Origin of the sequence: Pantoea sp. JV6, assembly GCF_025910055.1 — a bacterium.
In the GTDB taxonomy this organism is placed as follows: Bacteria; Pseudomonadota; Gammaproteobacteria; order Enterobacterales; family Enterobacteriaceae; genus Pantoea; species Pantoea agglomerans.
Map to the genome: position 1 here is coordinate 133,478 of NZ_JAPCIM010000018.1, position 24,127 is coordinate 157,604.

Genomic DNA, 24,127 nt, shown 5'->3' on the forward strand with positions numbered 1-24,127 from the left:
GCTCCCTGATTCAGACGGAATCTTTCGCTTCACTGGCGTATCATCCGTGATCTTCGCGCTTTAAAAGGAAACCTCTATGCTGCAGGAAACGCGCCTTCATCGCATCCGTGCCTTACTGACCCGGCTTAACCAGGTGAGTACCGAGCGCATTATCAGGGAGCTGGGGGTCTCACGCGAAACCGCGCGCCGCGATATCATTGAGCTGGAAGCGCTGGGTCTGGCGCGCCGCGTTCACGGCGGGCTGGTGGCGATTGAAACGCGGGCTGAACCGCCGCTGACGGAACGCCGCAGTACCCAGACCCGGGAGAAGCGCGCCATCGCCCGCGCCGCTGCGCAGTTGCTGCAGCCCGGACAGACGCTGTTTCTGGATGCGGGCAGCACCACCACGCTGCTGGCAGAGGAGTTGCACGCCCTTTCCGGCCTGACGATTGTGACCAACAGCCTGCAGGCCGCGCTGGCGCTGAGCGCCGGAGAAGAAGATCAGCCGCTGAATAATCAGATTATTTTGCTGGGCGGGATAATGTCGGCGGGTGCGCAACAGACGCGTGGCGAAATCACTGTAGGTGAGATTATCCGCTATCGCGCCGATGTGGCGCTGCTGTCACCGGTCGGCATTGAGGCGGGTTGCGGTGCCAGCAGTTTTCATCCGCACGAAGCGGCCATCGCCAGGGCGATGGTGCAGCAATCCACTTCCTGCTATCTGCTGGCCGATCACACCAAACTGGGGGTAGTCAGCCGCACGGTTTACGCGCCGTCACCGGCGATCAACCTGCTGATTACGGATAGTGGCGGCGACAACAGTGCCGCCCTTGAGGCGTTGCAGCAGACGCTGCCAGAGGTGATGGTGGTTTAACGCAGCCGCTGAGGATGGCTGTAAACCGTAGCGCGTCCAGGTTTACTGAACCCGACCAGCGTCAGATTGCAGCGCTCAGCCACCTCAACCGCCAGGCGGGTCGCTGCCGAGACTGCGAACAGGATCTCAACCCCGCACATGGCGGACTTCTGCACCATTTCATAGCTGGCGCGGCTGGAGACCAGCACCGCGCCTGGCCCCCACTCAGCCTGGCTGCGATAGCCCAGCAGCTTATCCAGTGCCACATGGCGACCCACATCTTCACAGCCACCGGCCAGCTGACCATCAGGCTGGATCCACGCGGCAGCATGGGTGCAGCCGGTTTTCTGTCCGACCGGCTGATACGCTTTCAGCTGGCCCAGCGCCCGATCCAGCTGATCCAGCGCAAAGGTCTGGGTAAACGGCAGCGGAGAGAGCGGCTTGCCAATCTGGTCCAGCTGTTCAACGCCACACACGCCGCAGCCGGTACGGCCTGCCAGCGCACGACGCTGCTCTTTCAGCGCCATAAAACGGCGGCTGGAAAGCTCAATCTGAACCTCAATGCCGTGACAGCCCGGCACGATGTCCATGCCGAAAATGTCGCCTGGCGCGTCGATAATGCCCTCTGACAGCGAAAAACCCAGCGCAAACGCCTCCAGATCTTTGGGCGTGGTCATCATCACCACGTGAGAGATGCCGTTGTAAACCAGCGCCACCGGCACCTCGTCCGCCAGCCAGTCAGACTCTGCTGCGGTCAAATCGGCACGCTGCCATACCTGCGTTCTGCTGACGCCGGCCTCAATTGTTAAATCTTCGCCTGAGTCAGGCTGGATAGCTTTCAAAAAGTACGACCTGTTGTTAATAAATAATGAAATGCGACAGTCAGTGCGGCTGCACAGCGGTGATCAGACGCAGACTAATTTTGCCTTCTGGCCCGGTGCGGCGCAAATAAACAGCGGGGCAATTCATGCGGTTTTCTCACCGGGAAAGGCGCAGCCACGCCTGCTGGCGGGCAGAATGAGAATGGGTATCTTTCAGGCTTTAACATCGGTAAGCATAAAACAACAGTAATTATCTGCCGCTACGGGAAATCTGCTTGCGCCGGGGATTGGTTGCCGAGGATTTTTAACAAAATTTAGAAAAAGAATTACTAATGACTAACCTGTTGACCCTGGTCAACTTACAGGCAGATAGGGCTGCTATTTTGCAAGGCTTCGCAATGGAGCCAATAAAGAAGAACGATAAAATGCAAATTAACAGACGGAGTTTTTTCAAAATCTGTGCTGGCGGGTTGGCGGGCACCAGCGCGGCGTTACTCGGTTTTGCCCCCACCACAGCCTTAGCCAGCGTCAGAGAGTTCAAACTCATTCGCGCCAGAGAGACGCGTAATAACTGCACCTACTGCTCAGTCGGCTGCGGCATGCTGATTTACAGCCTGGGTGATGGCGCTAAAAATGCCCGCGCCTCGATTTACCATATTGAAGGCGATCCTGACCATCCTGTCAGTCGTGGATCGCTCTGTCCCAAAGGCGCGGGCGTGCTCGACTTTATTCACAGTGAACAGCGCCTGAAATACCCGGAATACCGCGCGCCAGGCTCGGATAAATGGCAGCGCATCAGCTGGGATGAGGCATTTGACCGCATAGCCCGCCTGATGAAGCAGGATCGCGATGCCAATTTCCAGGCCACCAATGCCGCTGGCGTCACGGTAAACCGCTGGCCGACTACCGCCATGCTCTGCTCTTCCGCCGCCAGTAATGAAACCGGCCTGCTCGATCAGAAATTTGCCCGCTCGCTGGGTATTCTGGCGCTGGAAAATCAGGCGCGCCTGTGTCACGGCCCGACCGTGGCCGCGCTGGCCCCCAGCTTTGGTCGTGGTGCAATGACCAATAACTGGAACGACATCAAAAACGCCAATGTGGTGATGATCATGGGCGGCAACCCCGCCGAGGCGCATCCGGTTGGCTTTAAATGGGTGATTGAAGCCAAAACTCATAACAATGCGCAGGTCATCGTGGTCGATCCACGCTTTAACCGCTCTGCGGCGGTCGCCGATCTCTACGCGCCACTGCGTGCCGGCAGCGATGTGGTTTTCCTGATGGGGGTGATCAACTATCTGCTGCAACACAATCAGATTCAGCAGGAGTATGTTCGCGCCTTCACCAATGCCGCACTGATTGTCAGCGAAGGCTTCAGCTTCAGCGACGGGTTGTTCAGCGGTTACAATGCTGAAACCCGTCAGTACGATCGTCAGAGCTGGCACTATGAGCTGGATGAAAACGGCCATGCGAAACGCGATGAGAGCTTCACTCACCCACGCTGCGTGCTGAATCTGCTGAAAACCCATGCCAGCCGTTACACCCCGGAAATGGTGACGCGCCTGTGCGGGACCTCGCAGGAATCCTTTATTGCGGTGTGCAGGCAGCTGGCCTCCACCTGTGTGCCGAATCGCACCGCGACTATTCTCTATGCGCTGGGCTGGACTCACCACACCAACGGTTCGCAGATTATCCGCACGGCGGCGATGATTCAGCTGCTGCTGGGTAATATCGGGATGCCAGGCGGCGGTATTAACGCGCTGCGCGGCCACTCCAACGTGCAGGGCTACACCGATCTCGGCCTGCTGGCGCAGAGTCTGCCGGGCTATCTGCCATTGCCCTCAGAGAAAATGACCACCCTGGCAACCTACCTGCAGCAGGCCACGCCGGTTGCGACACTGCCGGATCAGGTCAACTACTGGCAGAACACCGACAAATTTTTCGTCAGCCTGATGAAGAGTTTCTATGGCGATAAAGCCACCGCAGAAAACCAGTGGGGCTACGACTGGCTGCCGAAGTGGGATAAGAGCTACGACTGCATGGCGCAGGCGGAGATGATGGAACAGGGCGCGCTCAATGGTTGCCTGATTCAGGGCTTCAACCTGCTGGCCGCCTTCCCGGACAAAAATAAAGCGGTCCGGGCACTGTCCCGCCTCAAATATATGGTGGTGATCGATCCGCTTCGCACCGAAACCGCCAGCTTCTGGCAGCATCACGACGAGTTCAACGATGTCGATCCGTCGAAAATCCAGACCGAAGTATTCCGTCTGCCCTCTTCCTGCTTCGCTGAAGAGTCGGGATCGGTGGCGAACTCGTCGCGCTGGCTGCAGTGGCACTGGGCGGCCGCGGAGCCGCCCGCTGAAGCGCTGCACGACGGTAAAATCCTCGGCAATCTGTTCATGCGTCTGCGCGCGCTCTATCGCCTGGAAGGCGGAGCAAACCCTGAACCGCTGATGGCAATGCGCTGGGACTACCGCGATCCGTCTAATCCTGAGCCGGAAGAGGTGGCGCAGGAGAACAACGGTCAGGCGCTTGCCGACATTTACGACGCCAGCGGCAAGCTGTTGCTGAAAAAAGGCCAGCAGCTCAACGGCTTCTCAGAGCTGCGTAACGACGGCACCACCGCCAGCGCCTGCTGGATCTACAGCGGCAGCTGGACGCCGGAAGGCAACCAGATGGCACGACGCGACAACGCCGACCCATCGGGGCTGGGCGCGGTCTCCGGTTGGGCCTGGGCGTGGCCGGCTAACCGCCGCATTCTCTACAACCGCGCCTCCGCGGATGCGCAGGGTAAAGCCTGGGATCCGAATCGCCGCCTGATTGAGTGGGATGGCACTCGCTGGCACGGCATCGACGTGCCGGATTATCCGGTAACGCTGTCGCCGCAGCAGCAGGCCGGTCCGTTTATCATGCAGCCCGATGGTCTTGGCCATCTGTTTGCGCTCGATAAGATGGCCGACGGCCCCTTCCCGGAACATTACGAACCGATGGAAAGCCCGCTCGCCAACAATCCTATGAATCCGCAGCAGCGTCATAGTCCGGTCGTTCGACTGTTCAGCAGCGACGCCGCGCAACTGGGCGAGGCCGCTGACTATCCCTGCGTCGCCACCACCTATTCCATCACCGAACTGTTCCGGCACTGGACCAAACATGCCCTGCTGAACGCGATTGCGCAGCCGGAGCAGTTTGTTGAAATCGGCACCGAACTGGCAGAGGAGAAAGGCATCAAGGCCGGAGACAGCGTCAAAGTCTCGTCGCGCCGAGGCTATATCAAAGCCAAAGCGGTGGTAACACGTCGTCTGCAGCGTCTGATGATTGACGGCAAGCCGGTTGATACCGTGGGTATTCCCTGTCACTGGGGCTTTGAAGGCACCACGCGCAAAGGCTTCCTCGCCAATACGCTGACGCCGTCGGTTGGCGATGCCAACTCGCAGACCCCGGAATACAAGGGATTTTTAGTAAAAGTGGAAAAAGCGTAACGGTAGATGACAATGGCTTATCAATCACAAGATATTATCCGTCGCTCAGCGACCAACGGCTTCACCCCACCGCCACAGGCGCGCGATCACCAGCGTGAAGTCGCGAAGCTCATTGACGTCACCACCTGTATTGGCTGCAAAGGCTGTCAGGTCGCCTGCTCCGAATGGAACGACATCCGCGATGAAGTCGGTCATAACATCGGGGTCTATGACAACCCTACCGATTTGACCGCCAAATCCTGGACGGTGATGCGCTTCTCGGAAGTTGAAGAGAACGGCAAGCTGGCCTGGCTGATTCGCAAAGATGGCTGCATGCACTGCGCCGATCCCGGCTGCCTGAAAGCCTGTCCGTCGGCAGGTGCCATTATTCAGTACGCCAACGGCATCGTCGATTTCCAGTCTGAGCAGTGTATCGGCTGCGGCTACTGCATTGCGGGTTGCCCGTTCAACGTGCCGCGGCTCAACAAAGAGGATAACCGCGCCTACAAATGCACCCTGTGCGTGGATCGCGTCAGCGTCGGCCAGGAGCCTGCCTGTGTGAAGACCTGTCCGACCGGCGCCATTCATTTCGGCAGCAAAAGTGACATGCTGACGCTGGCGGAGGAACGTGTAGCGGAGCTGAAGTCGCGCGGGTTTGCGCAGGCTGGCCTCTACAACCCGGAAGGCGTGGGCGGCACCCACGTGATGTATGTGCTGCATCATGCCGACAAGCCTCAGCTCTATCACGGGCTGCCTGCTAACCCGGGCATCAGCCCGACGGTGACCTTCTGGAAGGGGATCTGGAAACCGCTGGCGGCGGTGGGTTTTGCCGCTACGTTCGCCGCCTCTATTTTTCACTATGTTGGCGTTGGCCCGAATCGCGTCACTGAAGAGCACGACGACAACGACGATCACCCTGAGGAGCGCAAATAATGAAAAAGCCCGATCATCTGGTGCGTTACCGCGCACCCGAACGCATCAATCACTGGATTGTCGCGATTTGCTTTGTCATGGCCGCGTTAAGCGGATTAGGGTTTTTCTTTCCGTCGTTCAACTGGCTGATGCAGATATTTGGCACACCACAGCTGGCGCGTATTCTGCATCCTTTTGTCGGCGTGGTGATGTTCGTTGCTTTTATGCTGATGTTTTTGCGTTACTGGAAACACAACCTGATTAATCGCGATGACCTTTACTGGGCCAGAAACATTCACCGGATTGCGCTGAATGAAGAGGTGGGTGATACCGGTAAATATAACTTTGGTCAGAAGTGTGTGTTCTGGGCTGCTATTATCAGCTTAGTGTTGCTGCTTGCCAGTGGCATCGTGATCTGGCGACCTTACTTTGCCGATGCCTTCGCCATTCCGCTGATTCGTCTGGCGTTGGTGGTACATTCGGTGTCAGCGGTGGCGCTAATCATCGTCATTATGGTGCACATTTATGCTGCGTTGTGGGTCAAAGGCACACTGACCGCGATGGTGGAAGGCTGGGTCAGCGCCGAATGGGCCAGGCAGCACCATCCTCGCTGGTATCGCGAGCAGCGTAATCCGCCAATAAAACAGGAAAAACGCCCCTGATGAGTATTCGCATAATCCCGCAAGATCAGCTGGAGAAAGGCGAAAAGACAACGGCGGAGATGATTCCGCCGTTACTTTTTCCACGGCTGAAAAATTTATACAGCCGTCGTGCTGCGCGACTGCGTGACCTGGCGGCGAAAAACCCACTCGGCGACTACCTGCGCTTTGCGGCGGTGATCGCTGAAGCGCAGGAGATTGTGCTGTATGACCATCCGCTGCACATCGACCTGCATGCCCGCCTGACGCAGAGCGCCAGCGAGGGCAAGCCGCCGCTGAATATTCATACCCTGCCGCGCGATCCCCACTGGCAGCGACTGCTGCATTCACTGATTGCCGAGCTGAAACCAGAGATGAGCGGTCAGGCACTGGCGGTGCTGGAGAATCTGGAGAAGGCGTCCGCCACCGAGCTGGAAACGCTGGCCAGCGCGCTCTTTACCGGCGAGTATGCGCTGGTCAGCAGCGACAAAGCACCCTTTATCTGGGCGGCGCTTTCGCTCTACTGGGCGCAGATGGCGGCCCTGATCCCAGGCAAAGCACGCGCTGAGATGGGTGATCAGCGTCAGTTCTGTCCGGTCTGCGCCAGTATGCCGGTCGCCAGCGTGGTGCATATGGGCAGTCATGAAGGCGCGCGCTATCTGCACTGTAATCTGTGCGAAAGTGAATGGCATGTGGTGCGCAGCAAATGTACCCAGTGCGAACAGTCCCGTGATCTGCATTACTGGTCGATCGACAGCGAACGGGCGGCGGTGAAAGCAGAGAGCTGTGGCGACTGCGGCACTTACCTGAAGATGCTCTATCAGGAGAAAGATCCGGCCATTGAACCGGTGGCAGATGACCTGGCATCGCTGATACTGGATGCCAAAATGGAGCAGGAAGGCTTCGCACGCAGCAGTCTCAATCCCTTTATGTTTCCTGGCGAATAGTCACTGACTCTGGAGAACCCGATGAAACTGATTGGCAGCTATACCAGCCCGTTTGTGCGTAAGATTTCGATTATCATGCTGGAAAAAGGCATTACTTTTGAATTCGTTAACGCATCGCCTTACAGCGATGACAGCCACGTGCCGCACTACAATCCGCTGGGCAAAGTTCCGGCGCTGGTCGCTGACGATAAGCAAATCTGGTTCGATTCCAGCATCATTGCGGAGTTTCTGGAACTGCGTGGCGTGGAGCCTGCTCTGCTGCCTGCCGATCCGCTTGAATCGCTTAACATCCGTCAGCTGGAGAAGCTGGCGGATGGCGTCAGCGATGCCGCGCTGGTGATCGTGCGCGAGCAGATGCGTCCGGGGGATTTGCAGTCGGAAGAGGTGCTGCTGCGCAATCGTGAAAAGATTCAGCGCAGCCTCGACATGCTGGAAGCGAAGGCGGCAGAGGGGAAATGGCTTAACAACGGCCAGCTCAATCTGGCGGATATCGCCACCGGTTGCATGATCGGCTACCTCAATTTCCGCCGCGTAGTGCCGAACTGGTGTGTTGAACGACCGGCGCTGGTGAAGCTGGCGGAAACGCTGTTTCAGCGCGAGAGCTTTGCGCGGACGACGCCGCCTGCGGCGTGATGGGTCAGGCGAAATAACTATCAAAGCGCCCCGGGCAGGCATGGAAGCGACATTTTGTTACGCTGCACAGGAAAAATATAATCGGCCTGCTGGTCTGACAACTCAGTCAATTTCGTCTCCAGACAGGTCATTTTCATAATCCTGCCCGCCATGCCATATGCCTAAAACACTCACTGTTTTCTCAGACAGCATGAAAGCAATTATTGTCCGTCTGCGGTAATTGGTGATTCTCAGTCCTGGCAGAAGATCATCACGACAGTTCCCTCTATGTGGGAACTGTGCAAGAGACTCACAATAATCGATGACGTTTTCCGTAAAGTTTAAAGCGGTATAGGGTGTCGCTGCTTGCGCGATATAACGGTAAAGTTCTGCCAGTTGTTCCTGCGCCTCTGGTGCGAACACCACCCTGTAAACCATTACTCCTCCCCGGTTGCCTTCCTGTGTTCCGCTTTTAGTCTGTTCCTGAGGTCGTTAGCGCTCAGGCTTTGTGTTTCGCCACTTTGAAGCGCTTCCCATGCGGGCACTACCTTTTCATGCAGCCATTGCTCCACGGCATGATCCCGTGCCATCAGCGCACGTAATCCTTCACGGATCACTTCGCTTTCCGATGCATATTCGCCGCTGGCAACACGTGCCTTAACCTGTGCTGCCATTTCATTGGGCAGCGTGATACTCATCTGCTGTGTTGTTCTCATGGGTAACCTCTTTCTTCTGCCTGATAGGATTTAATCATACTCACCTTTCTGGCAGCTGTCAGTTTCATACTCTGTTGAGTCGCTCTCTCCTGAGAATTGGGGACTTACAGATGTCGTCGAGGGTATCCGGTTTTCAACAGCGCGATAGCACATCTTATCAGCGGTTCAGGCACTGTCATTATCGGACAGGGTAAAAACCATACAGATTATAATGTGCATAACCTGGACTTAAAGATTGAATAGCTGGCTGTTTAAAGGAACTGAAGAGGGGTTCAGGAATAGAAAAATCACACAAAACCCGCCGAAAAAACAATCCGTTTGTTCAGAGACGCCTCGCAGTTTATTACCTGGCTTTTTGGGGATTAAAGATTATTGTTTTCAGGCAAATTTTTACCCAGCTGCATACCCCATCGCATGCACAATCAGGTTCGCTTCAGTATTCACCACATCTTTGCCGTCAGCCCCTTTCGTGATAGTCAGCGTATGTATCTGCTCTGCAAGATATGGTGCCGCTGCGGCGTGAGAGCTTTCTAAGCCAGCCCACTTAAGAAGGACAATGGTGTATGGCACGGCAGGACGATTTATCTGCTGGTCAGCAGCAGAGCTGATCAGAGGAGGCGATACAGCAGTCGGGAGCATGATAACCGTGCGTACGAACAGGTTCTTTCAACTCGTTCACCGATACGGATTCCTGAAATTTCATCTCACGCTTGCCCAATAAATTCCTTCGGATTATCTCTTTAAAAATACGCTCAGGGATATTCTCAGCATCGGATGTTTTATCATCATGAACAATGATGTGGCTTGCGTTTTCATAGCCTGGCGCCCACATATTATTATTAGGCGCATTTTTGTAAACGGCGATAAGAGGTTTTTTCCACGCAGCAGAGATATGTACAATTGATGTATCTGGCGTTATCACCATATCCGATTCTTTAATTAATGCCATCACATGATGCAAAGTATAAAAGGGATTTTTCACAACATTTCCAGGAAGCGGCACCGCTATTTCATTACGATGATCCAGGGTGATGATTTTCACCTCTCTGCTGTTATTATTAATCATATTAATAATTTCCAGCAATTGCTGTTGTGAGAAGTTCCTTTCCGGCGTGCCAGCAAAAGCATTAATAACAATTTTTTTCTTACTTTTCCAGGGACTAAGAAAGTGCCTCACCTCATCAAGCACAACATCAGGAAAATGAAGACTGTAAGTGAAATTGCCTGTCGCTTTAACGCCAATGCTTTTACTTATCAAAGAAAGTAACTCTGTAACATGCTGCTTTTCATTTTTATAGGGAACCGAAACTGTGTAATGGCTGATGTCAGATTGCTTATTTAGGCCAATAACGAATCTGGCATTGATATCCCGAAATAACTTCATTCGATGCACCGGCGTTTCGGATAAGCAAGGATCGATAATCAGATCATACTTATTTCTATTTAGCATTTTCATCGTTGCTTGTGAAACGGTATGATAAAAAGACTTCAGGTAATGGTTATAACTGCAATTTCCTGCCTTATAAATATGCCTGATAAAAGGGCTGTATTTTATTATGTCGTAACAGGCTTCAGTTACCAGCAAATCTACTGCATAGCCAGCCTGATGAAGTGACCTGATGAGTGGCATCGAAACGATGATATCACCCACTTTTCCTTCATTGCGAACAAGCAGTACAGTTTTCACGGAGTCAGGTTCAAAGGAGACTTTTTTCCGTTTATCCCACAGAAGCTTTGCAATAGAGATTCTTGCCTCGAGTTTCACCTCTTTAAGATAGTAGTTTTTTCTTCGATTCCATTCGCGTATTTTTTTGAATGGTCCCTTTGATACGGTGATCCTCACATCCTTATTCATTTCACACTTCCTGCTTCCTGATAAGATCTTTTATTTGATACAAAAATCACTTAAATCAATCGTCTTTTATTTATATTAACCTTTTAATAATCATGTGATTCTACAACATCCTGAAACGCTTACGCTATACAATAATATTTAATCGTTCTGCAGGATCATCATTCAATTAACATCACTGATTGGATTTTTGCTAAAAACACCCAGCCATTATCGTTCCCATTAACCTTACTGCATCATGCGCCGTGATATGACAACTCAGGTTGCTAAATATAAGTTACTCACTGAAATTTCACTAATGGCAAGCTCTGATAAATAACCCACTCAAAGGTAATCATTGAATAGAATCAGCTATTTTTAACATTACTTCCCGAATACTTATTACGGACATAGCGCCAGGGTAAACGCTTTCAGAGGTAATGGCGAGTTGATTATTGACGGGAAAGCCTGTTTTTTAAGTGGGCCGTTCAACCTGATCCACTTTGGGGTCTCGGGGCGAAGCCCAGACCAGGTTATTTTGTCATTACCGCCACGGCATGGCGGTAATGACAAAAAATTTCCTGTCCCTCACTTTACCTACGATTGAAGATACCAGTTGGTCGATATCGGTATGGTGAATAGATGATGGATGGCGACTGGATCATCGAGTCCGATATTACCGACGCTGAACAACAGGAGGCCACCGCTGCACCCGGCGCACGTCGGTCATGGCGGCGGGAGGATGGGGTTTTTAGGGCGTAAAAGCACAAATCTCGGCCAACTGGCCGGGATTTTTGTACTAATTCCATTCCACATTAAAATCAGCTAACTGATTATCTAGGAACTGTCTTTTCTCAAACCAATAATCAAAAACCTCAGCCTCTCCGCTACTTAAAATTAGGTAGAACCCTCCTGTTTCACCCTCTGTATCATCGACAATTTGGATTTCCCATCCAGCATATTCGCCATCATTAACGATGCCTTTCTTTAAGAGCATTTTGCTTCCTTAGTCTTTATAAGGAACATGGTTGTTCGAAATATACTTGCCTGTTGTAGGATTTTTTACACCAAAATGTACGTGTGGAACTCCCGGCGCATGGGCACCACCAATTGAACCTGAGTCAATCCTAAATTCTTTTGTCCCATCAGCACTATGGTAAACACCAGATCCTGGTTTTCCAATCTCTTTATATCCCGTTCCTAAGAATTTTAAACCAGCAGCTAACGCTTCATCTGAACTCAAAGCTGTTGAACTGGTGAAGTTTTTCTTACCAGATAAGGTCTCATTAATGACAGTATCTATCTTGCTGTTTGAATTCTCTGAAAGATAAACTATGTCTTTCTTCGTGAGAGGATCAGCTCCCGGATTGACTAAGATATTCCCAACAGTATCAGGTTTTCCTTCCGTATTACCGGTATTAGTAGCTCCCTGTCCTGAAGCCTGATTATTACCAGTGTTGGTCGGCGTATCATTTGGATCTAACTGCTGATTTCCACCTGTGTTGGCTGGACCTGACCCAGCTATCTGGTCACCACCGGTATGAACAGGCGCGTATTTATCATGAAGCGAACTGAGATACTTTCTTGTGATCTCGTCGTTACCCATCATTTGCAGGGTAACAAGATGCTCCAGTTCGTCGGAGGTTATTTTATCAGCTACATCTTTAATGGCCACTCCGGCAAGTCCTGTGATTCCGGCTTTCGCACCAATCTCCAGCAACTGCTCTGCAACCTCATTCCGGCACGGTGAAAGTGCGGCACAACCACGCGCAACCAGTGCAAGATTATTGTTTTCAACCACGTTCTTACCCGCCTGCGCACCCGCCACCGCATCCGCCGTGCTGTCACCAACCACGCCGCCCGCCAGACCCGCCGCCAGCGTCCCCAGCGCACTGATCGTCTGGCGCTGCTCCTCAGACAGGTCTTTACGTTTAACGCCCGGATACAGCTGCTGCGCGATGTACTCGCCCATCATCGCGCCCGAGGCTCCGGCCAGCGCAGCATTGCCCGCCGCGTACGAGGTTACCGCACCCAGCACCGCGTGCGCCATCAGGTTCACCTGGACATTAACCTTACCGTTCGCGTCCGTGGTCAGCTCGTGTATCTTTTCCGCCAGGTAGGTGCCGCCGCGCCGCTTATCGCCTGCGCCACGTTCCCGCCCGACAGGCCCTGCACCGCCGCCGTCACCGCGCTGATGCCCTGCTGCAGCGACGAACCCGTGCCGAACGGCTTCATCGCGTTGTCATACGCCCGCTGCTATATATCGGCTTCCGTATAAGGCTTACCGCTTGCCGCCAGTTGCTCACGCGCCGCCTGAAGAGCCGCCGGGTCCTGCTGCGCCTTCATGCCCGCTATCTGGCCCTGCGTCCGTGCGATATCTCCCGCCTGAGCCCCGATTGCCTGCCGATGGTGAAGCCGATGCCGCCGCTGCCCAGCAGGCCGCTTTTTTTCTTTTCTTTCAGCTGGTAGTGGCTGTCGGTCTCGGTCGCCGCGCCAATCTCCACATTGCGCCCGGCCCGCAGACTGACGTCCCGATCGGCGGCCACCGTCAGCTCACGCCCGGCGATGGGCTTTACGACCGGGCAGAAGATCGAGGTGATCACCGGGCCGGGGCAGCTGATCGTCCAGCTGGCGACTGAGGGATAACTGGCTGACTTATAAAGTAAAAACCCCAACCAGTTGGCTGGGGTTTTTACTATTTAACAGGATAGTTGTAATGCTCTGGGATCTTATAATTTTCAGGAAAATCTTCTGTATTTGGAAGCAGGGTAAATCTATCAACATCCTCCCCTGCCTGATAAAAAACGCCATATATTCCTGATAAGAAAGTTGATATACGTAGCAACGCTGCCTGTATTGCTAACTCGTCATTATTTTCTTTCGCATTAAAAAAAAGTTCAATTGTCAAGTTAAGATTATTTATATCTCTCTGAATACTTTCAACAATTGAATAATCTTCTGATAAGTAAATATCGTCTGCATCAAGCTCTTCTGATGACCTCTGTTTTAATAACTCCAGATAAGCATCTTTGAATTTATCCAGCATACTAATATCAATCATTTGGGTAACCTCCGTCCTTCAGCTCTGGCTGCCTTAGTTTTTGCATCATTAAACGAACCATCAAGATTAAGGACTGCTTTTACTTTTGTCCCTGTACTATCAAAAACCTCAATATGATCTTTATGTTTAGCATCTAGGTAAAATTGATCACCCTTTTTAATATAATCACCGACCGATTTATTTGCTTTATAGACAGCTTGCCCCTGATATTGCTTACTAGTTTTCTTAGATAATTCTTTAATTTCGCTGCCAAAGCCAGACTGTTTAAAAAACTCGCCGATATTTCCTACGGCTCCAGCATTAGGCACATGTGGGACTTTTTTACCCGGCAATATGATCCCGGCCAGCATCCCGCCGGTTGCTTCCAGCGCTACCTGGTTCCCTTCGGATGCCTGCTTAATAGTATCAGCAACCGCAGACCAGGTATCACTACTCATCAGCGCTTTAACGCTGTCTGCCACCGCCTGATTCTTACCGGACAGGTCATTAAGCGCTGTACCGCAGTAACTGTCCCCGGTCGCGCACGACGCCAGCGCCATTGCTGCGTCAGCAGCGTAATCTGCTCCGCCTAATGCCGCATCGCCGGTATCAGCAAGCGCATTAATAATGCCGTTGGCGATGGAAGAGGTTGTGCCCTCACCCAGCTTTTCCCTGACCTGACTCTTCAGCGATTCAGCTACCTGCTTCGCCGTTTCACGGGCTTTGTCACCACTCAGCGAGTTGAACTCCAGCGCATTTTTACCCGCCTGAGCCCCCGCAACAACATCCGCCGTGCTGTCACCCACAACGCCGCCCGCAAGACCCGCCGCCAGCGTACCCAGCGCGCTTATCGTCTGCCGCTGCTCCTCAGACAGGTCACTGCGCTTAACCCCCGGATACAGCTGCTGCGCGATGTATTCGCCCATCATCGCGCCCGAGGCTCCGGCCAGCGCAGCATTGCCCGCCGCGTACGAGGTTACCGCACCCAGCACCGCGTGCGCCATCAGGTTCGCCTGGACATTAACCTTACCGTTCGCGTCCGTGGTCAGCTCGTGTATCTTTTCCGCCAGGTACGGTGCCGACGCGCCGCTTATCGCCTGCGCCACGTTCCCGCCCGACAGGCCCTGCACTGCCGCCGTCACTGCGCTGATGCCCTGCTGCAGCGACGAACCCGTGCCGAACGGCTTCATCGCCGTGTCGTAAGCCTGTTTCGCTATTTCATCTGCCGTCGGGTTCAGCTTCCCTTTTTTAGCCAGCTCTTCCCTCGCAGCCGCCAGCGCCGCCGGGTCGTCCTTCGCCTTCAGGCCCGCTATCTGACCCTGCGTCCGTGCGATATCCCCCGCCTGAGCCCCGATTTCCCCGATAAGCTGCGCCGCCTTCAGCCGGTTCTGCTCCTTCTCCTTGGCAAAGATGACGTCCAGCCCCGGATTCGCGTTCGCCACGTCGCGGCTGAGGTCCGCCACGTCCTGCGTCTGCTGTTCCTTATCGCGGATAACGATGGTGCCCTCACTCACCGCCGCCTTCGTGGTGGAGTCCGCGCTGCCGCTGTCGTTCAGCCCCGCCAGCATGCCGTTCGCCATGTTCCCGGCGAACTGACCGCCCACGCTGCCGCCCGTGCTCATGCCCGCACTCTGATGCTCCACCTCATATTCCGCGTGGTTCTCAATATTGCCGAAGCCCAGCGTGCCGGTGTCGAGCCGGTTCTTATCGGCGGAGGCCGTCGAGCTGATGACCGCCCCGTTCAGCTGCGTGTGCTCACCCACCGTGACGTCAAAGCCGCCCTTGCCCGCAAAAATCCCGGTCTGCTCCGCCACGCTCTGCCAGTTGCTGTGCATCTTATCCCGGCTCACGTTCACGTTCGCCGACCCGGTCATTGAGCCGAAGGTAAAGCTGCCGCCCGCGCTGGCGCTCTGCTGCTTGCTGTCGTAGCGGTCGCTGTCCTGCTCTGAGGTCAGCGTCAGGTTGCGGCCCGCGTCCACCTTCACGCTCTCACCGTTTGCCTGCGCGCCCGTGAGCGTGATGTCGCGCCCGCTGGTCAGGCTGAGCCGGTTGCCCGCGTCCAGCGTGGTTTCGCTGTGCGTCAGCCCGTTGCCTTTTTCGCTGCCCTTCGCCGCGTTGATGCTCGCCGACACGCTGATGCCGTAGCCGCCTGACCCGACGCCGATACCGACCCCGACGCTGCCGCCCTTGCTGCTGTTCTTACTGTCGGTACTCTGCGTGTTCTGCGCCGACTGCAGCAGGATGTCCCGCGACGCATCCAGGCTCAGATCGCCGCCCGCCTTCAGCTGGCTGCCGGCGATGCTGATGTCGCCGCTCTGCGCCGTACCGTTTTTGCCGGTTGCCGTGACGGTCAGATTCCGGCCCGCCGTCAGCGTGCTGCCCTGCGACTGACTGCTCTCAGTTCGCGTTTCGCTTTTCGACGACTGACTGCCGTACGAGGCGCTGACGCCGATGGTGTTGGTCGATCCCGCCTGATAGCCGTCCTGCCCGGGCTTCAGGTCGCCGGCTGCATTGTGCGCGTCCGCGGCGGCAGTGTTCAGCCCGTCCATCTGAGCCGCCTGCGCCGCCTGCACCCCGTTCAGCGCCGCCTGGGTGTTCTGCAGCGCGCTGACCCGCCCGTCGCCCGACTTCCTCGCCTGCTGCGCGGTGCTCACCGCCGTGTTGAGCGCGCTGCCTGCCGTGCCTGACAGGGCGATGCTCAGACCGCTCTGTTTCTGTTCGAAGGTTTCCTTACGGCTGCGTGAATCAAAGCCCGGGTCGATAGTTACGCTGTCGCCCGTCAGGTTCATGTCTTTACCCGCCACCAGGTCTGCGCCGCCGACGTGCAGCCGGTTGCCCGCCGTGATGTCCACGCTGCCCTGGCTGCTGCCGATGGTGCTGACGCTCTGGCTCTGGGTGGTGCCTTTTTCATCAATTTCGTGCCGCGTGGACTGCTTGCCGATGGTGAAACCGATGCCACCGCTGCCCAGCAGCCCGCTCTTTTTCTTTTCTTTCAGCTGGTAGTGGCTGTCGGTCTCGGTTGCCGCGCCGATCTCCACGTCGCGTCCGGCCCGCAGACTGACGTCCTGGTCTGCGGCCACCGCCGAGCCGGTCACCGTCAGGTCGCGTCCGGCGATGACCGTGACGCTTTCGCCGCTCAGCAGGCTGCCGTTCTCGCGCGTGCTGCCGTCCTGCGTAATAGTGTGGCTGCTGCTCTTTTTCAGGAAGCCTTTTCTCTCAGAACGTTCTTCACTAAAGTCCAATGCCCGTTCGGTGGCGGTATTGAGGGTCACATCCTGTTTCGCCTGCAGTGTAACGGCCCCCAGCTCACTGTGCAGAGTGCTGGCCGTGGCGGTGATGCTGCCGTCCTGCGCTACCACCGTGACGCCATCACGTCCACTGAGCGTGCTCCCCACCACGTTCTCACTCAGCATTTCCTCTGAGCGTTCACCTTTAGTTTTCCGACCGCGACTTTTTTCTTCTGAGACGCGGTGCTCGCTGTCTGTCGTGTGGTTGAGGATGACATCCTTTTTCGCCTGCAGCGCAACAGCACCCTGTCCGCTGTGCAGCGTGCTGCCGGTGACCGTCACGTCCCCCTCACGCCCGATGACCGTTACGCCCTGTTCTCCGCCGAAGGTGCTTCCCATGCTGCCCTCGCGAATCGTCTCCTCGTCACGATGACTGCGGGTATTACCCAGCCGCCTGTTCTCGCTGTCCAGGTCCTGCGTGCGGGTACGCGCGTCCTTAATGGTAACGTTCTGCGCGCTGACGCCAATGCGGCCCTCGGCACTGTCAACCTGCGCGCCCTCGGCCAGCAGGTTATTACCCGCCACCAGCGTCACACCCTGGTCACCGCTCAGGGTGCTGAGCACCAGGCGATCTTCCGTGCGGCTGTTGCTGACCGATGAAGTCCGGCTGCCAGCCTCAAGATGGGTGGCATTGGTGGTGGTTTCAGCGCCGATGTGAATGTCGCCGCCAGCCTGAACCCGGGCAGAGCCGGAGGCGCTGGCCTGGCTACCGGTCAGCGTCAGGTCACGCCCGGCCGAGAGCAGAAGATTGCCACCGGCGTTAAGCTCGCTGCCCTGCGCCTGCTGCCACTCGCCGCTGACCTGCGCCATGCGCCTGCCCGCTTCTTCTATGCCGCTGCTGGTGCGGTTACCCATCGCCCCGGAGATAACGCTCAGGCTGCCGCTGTGACTGCTTTTCGCGGCACCGATCTCCAGGTTGTTGCGCGCGCTCAGACTGAGGTTATTGGTGGCATTGAGTTTCGCGCCCTGCAGCCGGATATCGGTACCGCTGAGGCTGATATCCTCAGCACTCATCGTCGCCTGACGCAGGGCATTCTGCAGATCGGTGCTGATCGTCAGCGTCTCCGCCTTCACATCAATGCTGCCCGCCGTGATGTCGCCACCCAGGTGCTGAAACTGCCCGCTGTCGATGGAGAGCGCCTGGTCCGCAAAGAGGTTACCGGCATTAGTCACGCTCTCTGCCGAGAGCTGCAGATTACCGCCGCCAATCACCGCGCCCGCGCCAGTCAGGCGCAGCGTGGTCTGTGCCAGATAAACTTTCGGCACCCACACCGTCTGAGGGCCGTCTGCCGTATCAACCGTTTCGCTGACCAGCCAGACGATATCCTGTTGCAGCGCCGCAATCTGTTGCGGCGTCAACGCCACGCCCGGCACCAGATGGAAATCCTGCGCCACTTTAGAGCCGTTGTTCATTAGCTCCTGATACTGCGCCATCGCATCCCAGCCGTTAACGGAAGGCCTGCCGGTCAGTTTCAGGACCTGCTCGCGTACCAGACGCTGCTCATAAAAACCGTCGCCCAGGCGTTTATGCACCTGTGACGGATCGTAACCCACCCGTTCAAGCAGATAGTCGCTGCTGATAAATTTGCTCTTGCTGGTAAAACGCTCGTCAGTCACGATCAGATACGGGCTGCCCGCCGCGGTATGCTGGCTGAACAGACCATTATTGGGGATGGTTGTGGCGACTTTCTCCAGCTGTTGTAGCGCCGTCAGGGCCAGTTCAGCCGGTAACAGTGGGCGACCCGTTGTGTTATTACCCGTCGTCAGTTCTGTGTCGCCGTCATGGCGGGCGACCCCGTCCACGGTAAAGGCCAGTGGGTTACGTTCATACTCAGCGCGCTCAGCGTCCACTGCCTGCAGCGCCGCTTCAAGCTGGCTTATCTGTGCCTGATTAACGGTGGTATTGCTGATGCTGGCCCCGTTAATGCTGACGTTGCCGTTGCCGGTAATGATGCCGTCAACGGTTGCCAGGGCGGTGGTCTCATCGGAATTGAAGGTCGGATACCAGTGGCGCGTGCTTCTGTCGTAATGATCGACAATAACTTCCTGCCGCCGCTCATTGATCGAATAGCCCCGGTTGTCGATGCTTCCGCCGCCATCCAGTGTCAGATTGCCGTTAGCCGTGATCACGCTGGCATCATTAAGTAACGCTCCGGTGATGCGCAGGAGCATGTCGCCACCCGCCAGAATACGTGCACCGATACCTTCATTGACCAGTCTGTCACGCGTCAGGGTGCCGGTTACGCTACGCTCACGCAAGGCGCTGTAGTCGCTGATAAAGAGGGCGTTATTGATATCGATATGTTGTTCAGGGTCCCATTGTTCGATACGACCACGGTCATGTTCACGCCATACGGTGTTCTGGTAAGGAGTCGGCACATTTTTCTGCTTAAATCCGCGCGTTTCATAGAACGTCATGGCATACGTGCCATCGGCGCTGGGGTTCAGTGCCAGATAGTTAACCCACAGATCGGTCAGCACGCCCTGATTGTTCATGACCCGTACCTGAGCGCGTTTGCCCGCCGCGTCAATCGCCAGAAGGGTGCCGTAAGGATTGCTCTGCGCCGCGGCCTCATCCTGGAAAGTCAGTTGCTGAGTGGACGGTGCCATACTGCTTTTATCGGGCATTATCGTCGTACCAAACGAGCGCCAGTAGTAGTTATAACGATGCCACTTGTAGTCGCTGGTCTCAGCCTCACGCTCTATCACCAGCCCTTCGCGCAGGTTATTGAGCCGCCGCGCCTCCAGCGTCATATCACCGTCCGCTTCAATAAAGCTCGCCCGGTTCTCGATCAGGTCATCGCTATGCAATGACAGGCGATTGCCGCTATAGAGCAGCGCACCATCTGTGTTGCTCAGCCGCTCGCGGGCCTGCAGGGTCAGGTTTTGAGTTGCCGCAATGACCGCAGGCTGTCCGTGGTTGTCGATCACCCGGCCACGCACGGTGACCTCATCGCCTATCACGGTGGCACGGTTATCCAGCGAGTCGACATTCAGCGTCAGGTCGTCGGCTTCAAGACGCCCGCTGTTCAGCAGCGCAACGGTAGTAAGCTGAACTGTTTTGCCCACCAGCATCGCCGGGTTGGTTATGCCTGCCGCATTCAGCACCAGATTACCCGGCAGCAGCCAGTCCACCAGGTTAGTAAACGCCCCGCTCAGAGAGACAGTCACCGTGCCGTGACTGCTGATGGTTTCGCTCGCCTGGCGGGTGTAGTCCTGTTGCGCGCTCAGCGTCAGAGCTTGCAGGCCCAGCAGCGTGCCGCCCTGATTATCGAAAGAGTGTGCATGGATGTTTAATGCGCCAGCACTCTCCAGCCGTCCGCTCTGATTGAGCAGCACCAGCGGTGAATCAGTCGGTGAGAGATCACCGTTGAGAATGAGATCGCCATTCGCAAGCACCCTTCCCTGCCGGTTGTCCAGTTGTGCAACACCGCGCAGCCTGAGCGTTCCGGCGCTTTGCAGCCGTCCGGCGCTGTTATCGATATCACGGGCAGTAATGTCGCTGTAGGTGGTACCGAGTAACAGACCGCCGTCGCGGTTGATAAGGCGATCGGCCTGCAGTGAGAGCCCCGCCTGACTGCTGATCACACCCTGGGTACGGTTATCGATCGCCGTGGCGTTCAGCACAAGATCCTGGGTGGCGACAAGCTGGCCGCCCTGATTGTTCAGTTGTGCGGCTTCAAGGGTCAGCGCCGCGCCGCTGTGGACTTTGCCCTGCTGATTATTGAGCGTGCCGACGTGATAACTTCCCGCGCCCTGGCTGATCAGTGTGCCGCTGGCATTCTCCAGCTGCCCGGTGGTCAGATTAATCGCTTCACGGCTGCTGAACACGCCCTGACGGTTATTGATCGTTGCGGCATTGATCTGCTGTCCGCCATTGCTGCGTACCGCGCCGCCATTGTTATCAAACTGCCCTGACAGCTGAAGTGTCAGCTGTTGCTGGCTGTCGATGTTGCCGCCTGCGTTGTTCAGCGTCTGCGCATCCAGCTGGAACGCTTCGCCGCTCTGCATCTTACCGGCCTGGTTATCCAGATCCCCGGCCAGATTCAGCTTCAACTGCCGCTGACTGTAGAGCAGACCGCCCTGGGTGTTATCGATACGCGCAGCGGTAATAGTCAGCCCCTCACCAGCCAGCCACTGGCCATCCGCATTGTTAATGTTACCGGTGCGGCTGCCTTCGGTCTGACCCTGAACGGTAAGCTGCTGCTGAGCAGAGACTTTACCGGCCAGGTTGTTGATATCCTGCTCAATGCGTAACGCCATGCCAGCAGCCGATTGCAACACGCCGCTGGCGTTACTAAGCCAGTTCGCCGAGAGTTCAGCCTGCTGCTGACTTTGTACGCTGCCCGCCGTGTTATCGAAACCGGCAGTCGTGGCAGTCCAGCTTCCCTGGCTGCCCATCCAGCCCTGCGCATTGCCCATCTCCTGCGCCTGAAGCGTCTGGCTTAACCGGCTGAAGATGCGGCCATTGCTGTTATCCAGACGACCAGCAACCTGCATATCCAGCGTATCCAGCGCATTGATCGCGCCCTGAGCATTCAACAGATTTGCGGCGCTGGCCTGCGTGCGGCCATTACCGGTCAGGGTGCCGCCCTGATTGTCCCAGTCGCCCGCCAGGTTCAGCGTCAGCGCCTGCTGGCTGAGAATCTGTCCTGACTGGCGATTGTTCAGTGCGCCGCCCTGCAGCAGCAGATCGCCGCCGCTTTGCAGAGATCCGCCATCGTTATCAAATAGCGTCGCTGCGGTGCCATGGACCGCGAGGGCATTTTTCGCCGTGAGTTTGCCGCTCTGGTTGAGGATATCGCCACGGCTGGTCAGGTCCAGATCACCGCCAGACTGCAACCGGCCGCTGGCGTTATTGAGCTGATCTGCCGCCGCCGTGACCCGCTCACCGCCCTGTGCCGTTCCGTCGCGGTTCTGCCAGAGTCCGCCGCTGTTGAGTGAGAGATGATGACCCGCTTCGATCCAGCCATTGCTGTTATCCAGGCCCTGTAGTGTCGTCAGGTCGAGATCGCGCTGGCTGACGATTTCACCCTGCGCATTATTCAGATGCTGTGCGGTCAGCGACAGCTGCCCGCCGTTCAGGGTGCCAGCGTGATTATCGAGATCACCGCCCGCACTGAGCGTCAGCGCATTACCGGCCAGCAGCTTACCCTGACTGTTGTTAACAGCCGCACTGGCATTAATAGCCAGCGCGGCCTGAGTTTTGACGGTGCCATCCTGGTTAGTCAGGCTGCCTGTCTCAAGCGTCAGATCGCCGTTGTTACCCAGCTCACCCGAGGTGTTGTCGAGCAGACCGTCAATCCGCCAGTTCTGGGCGGCATTGTCGAGTGCGACCATGCGTCCACGCTGGTTATTCAGGGATGCGGCCCGGAAGCTGAGCTGCCGGCTCTCAATATTGCCGTCGCTGTTATCCAGCCCACCACTCAGGGTGAATCGGCTTTCACCACTTCCGGTCTGTGACCATCCGGCCTGCTGGCTGAACAGGCTGCGTCCATCGATCTGCCAGCGCCCGGCGCTGATCTGCGCCTGCTGCGCCTCGATGTCACCTGAGGTGTTAATCACCAGCTCCGTGCCATTAATCACCGACTGACGCACGGCAACACCCTCATCCTGAGCCGTCAGGGTGGCGCGGCTGGCGGCGACCTGAGCGCCACTGAGATCGACCCGGCGTCCGCGTGCGCTGACCTCTTTTTTGCTCAGCAGGCTGCCGCTGGCACGAATGGTATCCTGGCTCTCCAACTGCAGATTCGCTTCCTGCACAACCTGGCTGCTGGCATCGCTGCCTGCCAGCAGGTGTCCACTGCTCTGTATGCTGCGGGCCGCCGTCAGCCGCACATCACCTGCCGCCGCCAGGGTGCCGGACTGAGTGATTCCGCCTTCGCGGCTCCGGACCGTCAGCTGACCGCCACTGTGGAGCTTGCCCTGATAATCGATATCCTCTCTGGCCGCAAGACTGATGTCGCCTCCGGCCTGCGTCACGCCATCCTGCGCCGCCGACTGCCAGACAAGCTTACCTTCGCTGCTCACCACCAGCGTTTTGCCCGCCTGCACCTGAGCGTTCTGATTTCGCACGCCGACGCCCGCTTCAGTGCCTATCATGCGGATCTGGCCGCTGTACATGCCGCCCATCTGCCCCATGTCGATCGCCAGTTCAGGTCTGGCGCTGCCGTCATCAGCCAGCGGTGTGACCGTCTGTGCGTCTGCGCTTACGCGATTGCGACCGGCCACCACCGCCAGCTCTTTTTTGGCCCAGACGCCCGCATTGATCTCCACCGCGCGGGCCAGTACGTCAACATACTCAGTATCATGACGGGGATCGCCGTTGAGTCCGCCGCCTTCAATGCGCACCACGCCGCGTTCGACCTGATAACCCGCCAGACTGCCGTCAGCGTTGAGCTGTGGTTTGCCGGTGGTCAGCGTCATGCGGCCGGCGTTGATGGTGCCGCATCCGTTACAGACAATCCCGGCCGGGTTGGCAACGATCACCTGCGCCCGTCTGCCCGCCACTTCCATATAACCGCGCAGCTGGCTGGGATTATTGCTGTTTACTTCGTTGATGATCACCCGCGCCGCTGGGGTCTTTGGGTTGAGATTCGGGTTGCCCTGAATCATTCCGGCCAGTTGTGTTGAGGTCATCACTGCGGAGTTATTCAGGATGGCGCCGTTCTGCGCGACGTCGAATTGCTGATACTGGTTATGCGAGATACCCGCCTGATTGGGGGCGGTGATATTAACCTGCGGCAGCCCGTTCTGGGTGGCGATGACGTCCGGCCGCTGTCCTGGCGTAGCATTGCTATCCGCCACAATGCCGTTCGCCATTGCAGGCCCGGCAAACAGGGCCATTCCCAGCAGCCACGCCGCGCGGCGTAAAGTGACCCAGAGACGCGGCGTGCCGTTGCCACGGCTCTGACCGGGCTCCGTGCTGCAACTGCGGGCAAGTTCTGACACCACCCGGAGTTCCCCATGGGTGCGGCTGAAGATAATGCGATAGCAATGTTTATTCATGGGTCACATCCATGTGAAAGTCACTCAG

General features: G+C 56.4%; 15 protein-coding genes and 1 pseudogene. 7 read left to right on the top strand and 9 right to left on the bottom strand.

What is annotated here, in order from left to right; translation table 11 throughout:
• Window positions 1-76: 76 nt before the first annotated feature.
• Complete coding sequence (locus tag OK412_RS17450; protein WP_022624828.1) at window positions 77-853, top strand: DeoR/GlpR family DNA-binding transcription regulator; 777 nt, start codon at window positions 77-79, stop codon at window positions 851-853.
• On the opposite strand, the gene fdhD is transcribed toward OK412_RS17450, so the two are convergent.
• On the bottom strand, window positions 850-1,674 hold the full coding sequence (gene fdhD / locus OK412_RS17455; RefSeq protein ID WP_033785824.1) for a formate dehydrogenase accessory sulfurtransferase FdhD: 825 nt from the start codon (window positions 1,672-1,674) through the stop codon (window positions 850-852). The genes OK412_RS17450 and fdhD overlap by 4 nt on opposite strands.
• Before the next feature lie 404 nt (window positions 1,675-2,078).
• Here fdhD and fdnG point away from each other — a divergent pair, with 404 nt between their 5' ends.
• The 5 genes from fdnG to OK412_RS17480 are packed head-to-tail and all read left to right on the top strand — an operon-like array spanning window position 2,079 to window position 8,238.
• Window positions 2,079-5,129, top strand: a complete 3,051-nt coding sequence (gene fdnG / locus OK412_RS17460; protein ID WP_245115755.1) for a formate dehydrogenase-N subunit alpha — start codon at window positions 2,079-2,081, stop codon at window positions 5,127-5,129.
• Between the two features lie 12 nt (window positions 5,130-5,141).
• The gene (gene fdxH / locus OK412_RS17465; RefSeq protein ID WP_010257476.1) at window positions 5,142-6,041 is read left to right on the top strand and encodes a formate dehydrogenase subunit beta; all 900 of its coding nucleotides are present in this window, start codon (window positions 5,142-5,144) and stop codon (window positions 6,039-6,041) included.
• Window positions 6,041-6,682, top strand: a complete 642-nt coding sequence (fdoI, locus tag OK412_RS17470; RefSeq protein ID WP_010257478.1) for a formate dehydrogenase cytochrome b556 subunit — start codon at window positions 6,041-6,043, stop codon at window positions 6,680-6,682. Before fdxH ends, fdoI begins: the two co-directional genes overlap by 1 nt.
• Window positions 6,682-7,605, top strand: a complete 924-nt coding sequence (gene fdhE / locus OK412_RS17475; protein ID WP_052270951.1) for a formate dehydrogenase accessory protein FdhE — start codon at window positions 6,682-6,684, stop codon at window positions 7,603-7,605. The genes fdoI and fdhE overlap by 1 nt, the downstream gene beginning before the upstream one ends.
• 21 nt (window positions 7,606-7,626) lie before the next feature.
• Entirely contained in the window at window positions 7,627-8,238 is a 612-nt protein-coding gene (locus tag OK412_RS17480) for a glutathione S-transferase (protein WP_010257484.1), read from the top strand.
• Window positions 8,239-8,340: 102 nt separating this feature from the next.
• Here OK412_RS17480 and OK412_RS17485 read toward each other — a convergent pair whose 3' ends face one another.
• The 6 genes from OK412_RS17485 to OK412_RS17510 all read right to left on the bottom strand — a co-directional run bounded on the left by OK412_RS17485 (window position 8,341) and on the right by OK412_RS17510 (window position 13,367).
• A complete protein-coding gene (locus OK412_RS17485; RefSeq protein WP_033773231.1) occupies window positions 8,341-8,655 on the bottom strand; it encodes a type II toxin-antitoxin system RelE/ParE family toxin in 315 nt (104 codons plus the stop codon).
• Complete coding sequence (locus OK412_RS17490) at window positions 8,655-8,933, bottom strand: type II toxin-antitoxin system ParD family antitoxin (RefSeq protein ID WP_033773230.1); 279 nt, start codon at window positions 8,931-8,933, stop codon at window positions 8,655-8,657. Before OK412_RS17490 ends, OK412_RS17485 begins: the two co-directional genes overlap by 1 nt.
• Before the next feature lie 592 nt (window positions 8,934-9,525).
• Window positions 9,526-10,788 carry a glycosyltransferase family 9 protein gene (locus OK412_RS17495; RefSeq protein WP_071998008.1) on the bottom strand — a complete coding sequence of 421 codons (1,263 nt, stop codon included), beginning with the start codon at window positions 10,786-10,788 and terminating at the stop codon, window positions 9,526-9,528.
• Between the two features lie 775 nt (window positions 10,789-11,563).
• Window positions 11,564-11,761, bottom strand: a complete 198-nt coding sequence (locus OK412_RS17500) for a hypothetical protein (protein ID WP_033759390.1) — start codon at window positions 11,759-11,761, stop codon at window positions 11,564-11,566.
• A gap of 9 nt (window positions 11,762-11,770) precedes the next feature.
• The gene (locus OK412_RS17505; RefSeq protein ID WP_413629124.1) at window positions 11,771-12,814 is read right to left on the bottom strand and encodes a VENN motif pre-toxin domain-containing protein; all 1,044 of its coding nucleotides are present in this window, start codon (window positions 12,812-12,814) and stop codon (window positions 11,771-11,773) included.
• A gap of 301 nt (window positions 12,815-13,115) precedes the next feature.
• On the bottom strand, window positions 13,116-13,367 hold the full coding sequence (locus OK412_RS17510) for a hypothetical protein (RefSeq protein ID WP_182505103.1): 252 nt from the start codon (window positions 13,365-13,367) through the stop codon (window positions 13,116-13,118).
• Between OK412_RS17510 and OK412_RS23480 the strand changes: the two are divergent.
• Window positions 13,330-13,410 (top strand): annotated as a pseudogene (locus tag OK412_RS23480) (type I toxin-antitoxin system SymE family toxin); the annotation flags it as partial. The gene OK412_RS17510 and the pseudogene OK412_RS23480 sit on opposite strands and share 38 nt — an antisense overlap.
• 49 nt (window positions 13,411-13,459) lie before the next feature.
• Here the strand turns inward: OK412_RS23480 and OK412_RS17515 are convergent.
• Both OK412_RS17515 and OK412_RS17520 read right to left on the bottom strand, forming a co-directional pair.
• Complete coding sequence (locus tag OK412_RS17515) at window positions 13,460-13,825, bottom strand: hypothetical protein (protein WP_182505102.1); 366 nt, start codon at window positions 13,823-13,825, stop codon at window positions 13,460-13,462.
• Entirely contained in the window at window positions 13,822-24,099 is a 10,278-nt protein-coding gene (locus OK412_RS17520; RefSeq protein ID WP_264353394.1) for a hemagglutinin repeat-containing protein, read from the bottom strand. The genes OK412_RS17515 and OK412_RS17520 overlap by 4 nt, the downstream gene beginning before the upstream one ends.
• Window positions 24,100-24,127 lie beyond the last annotated feature (28 nt).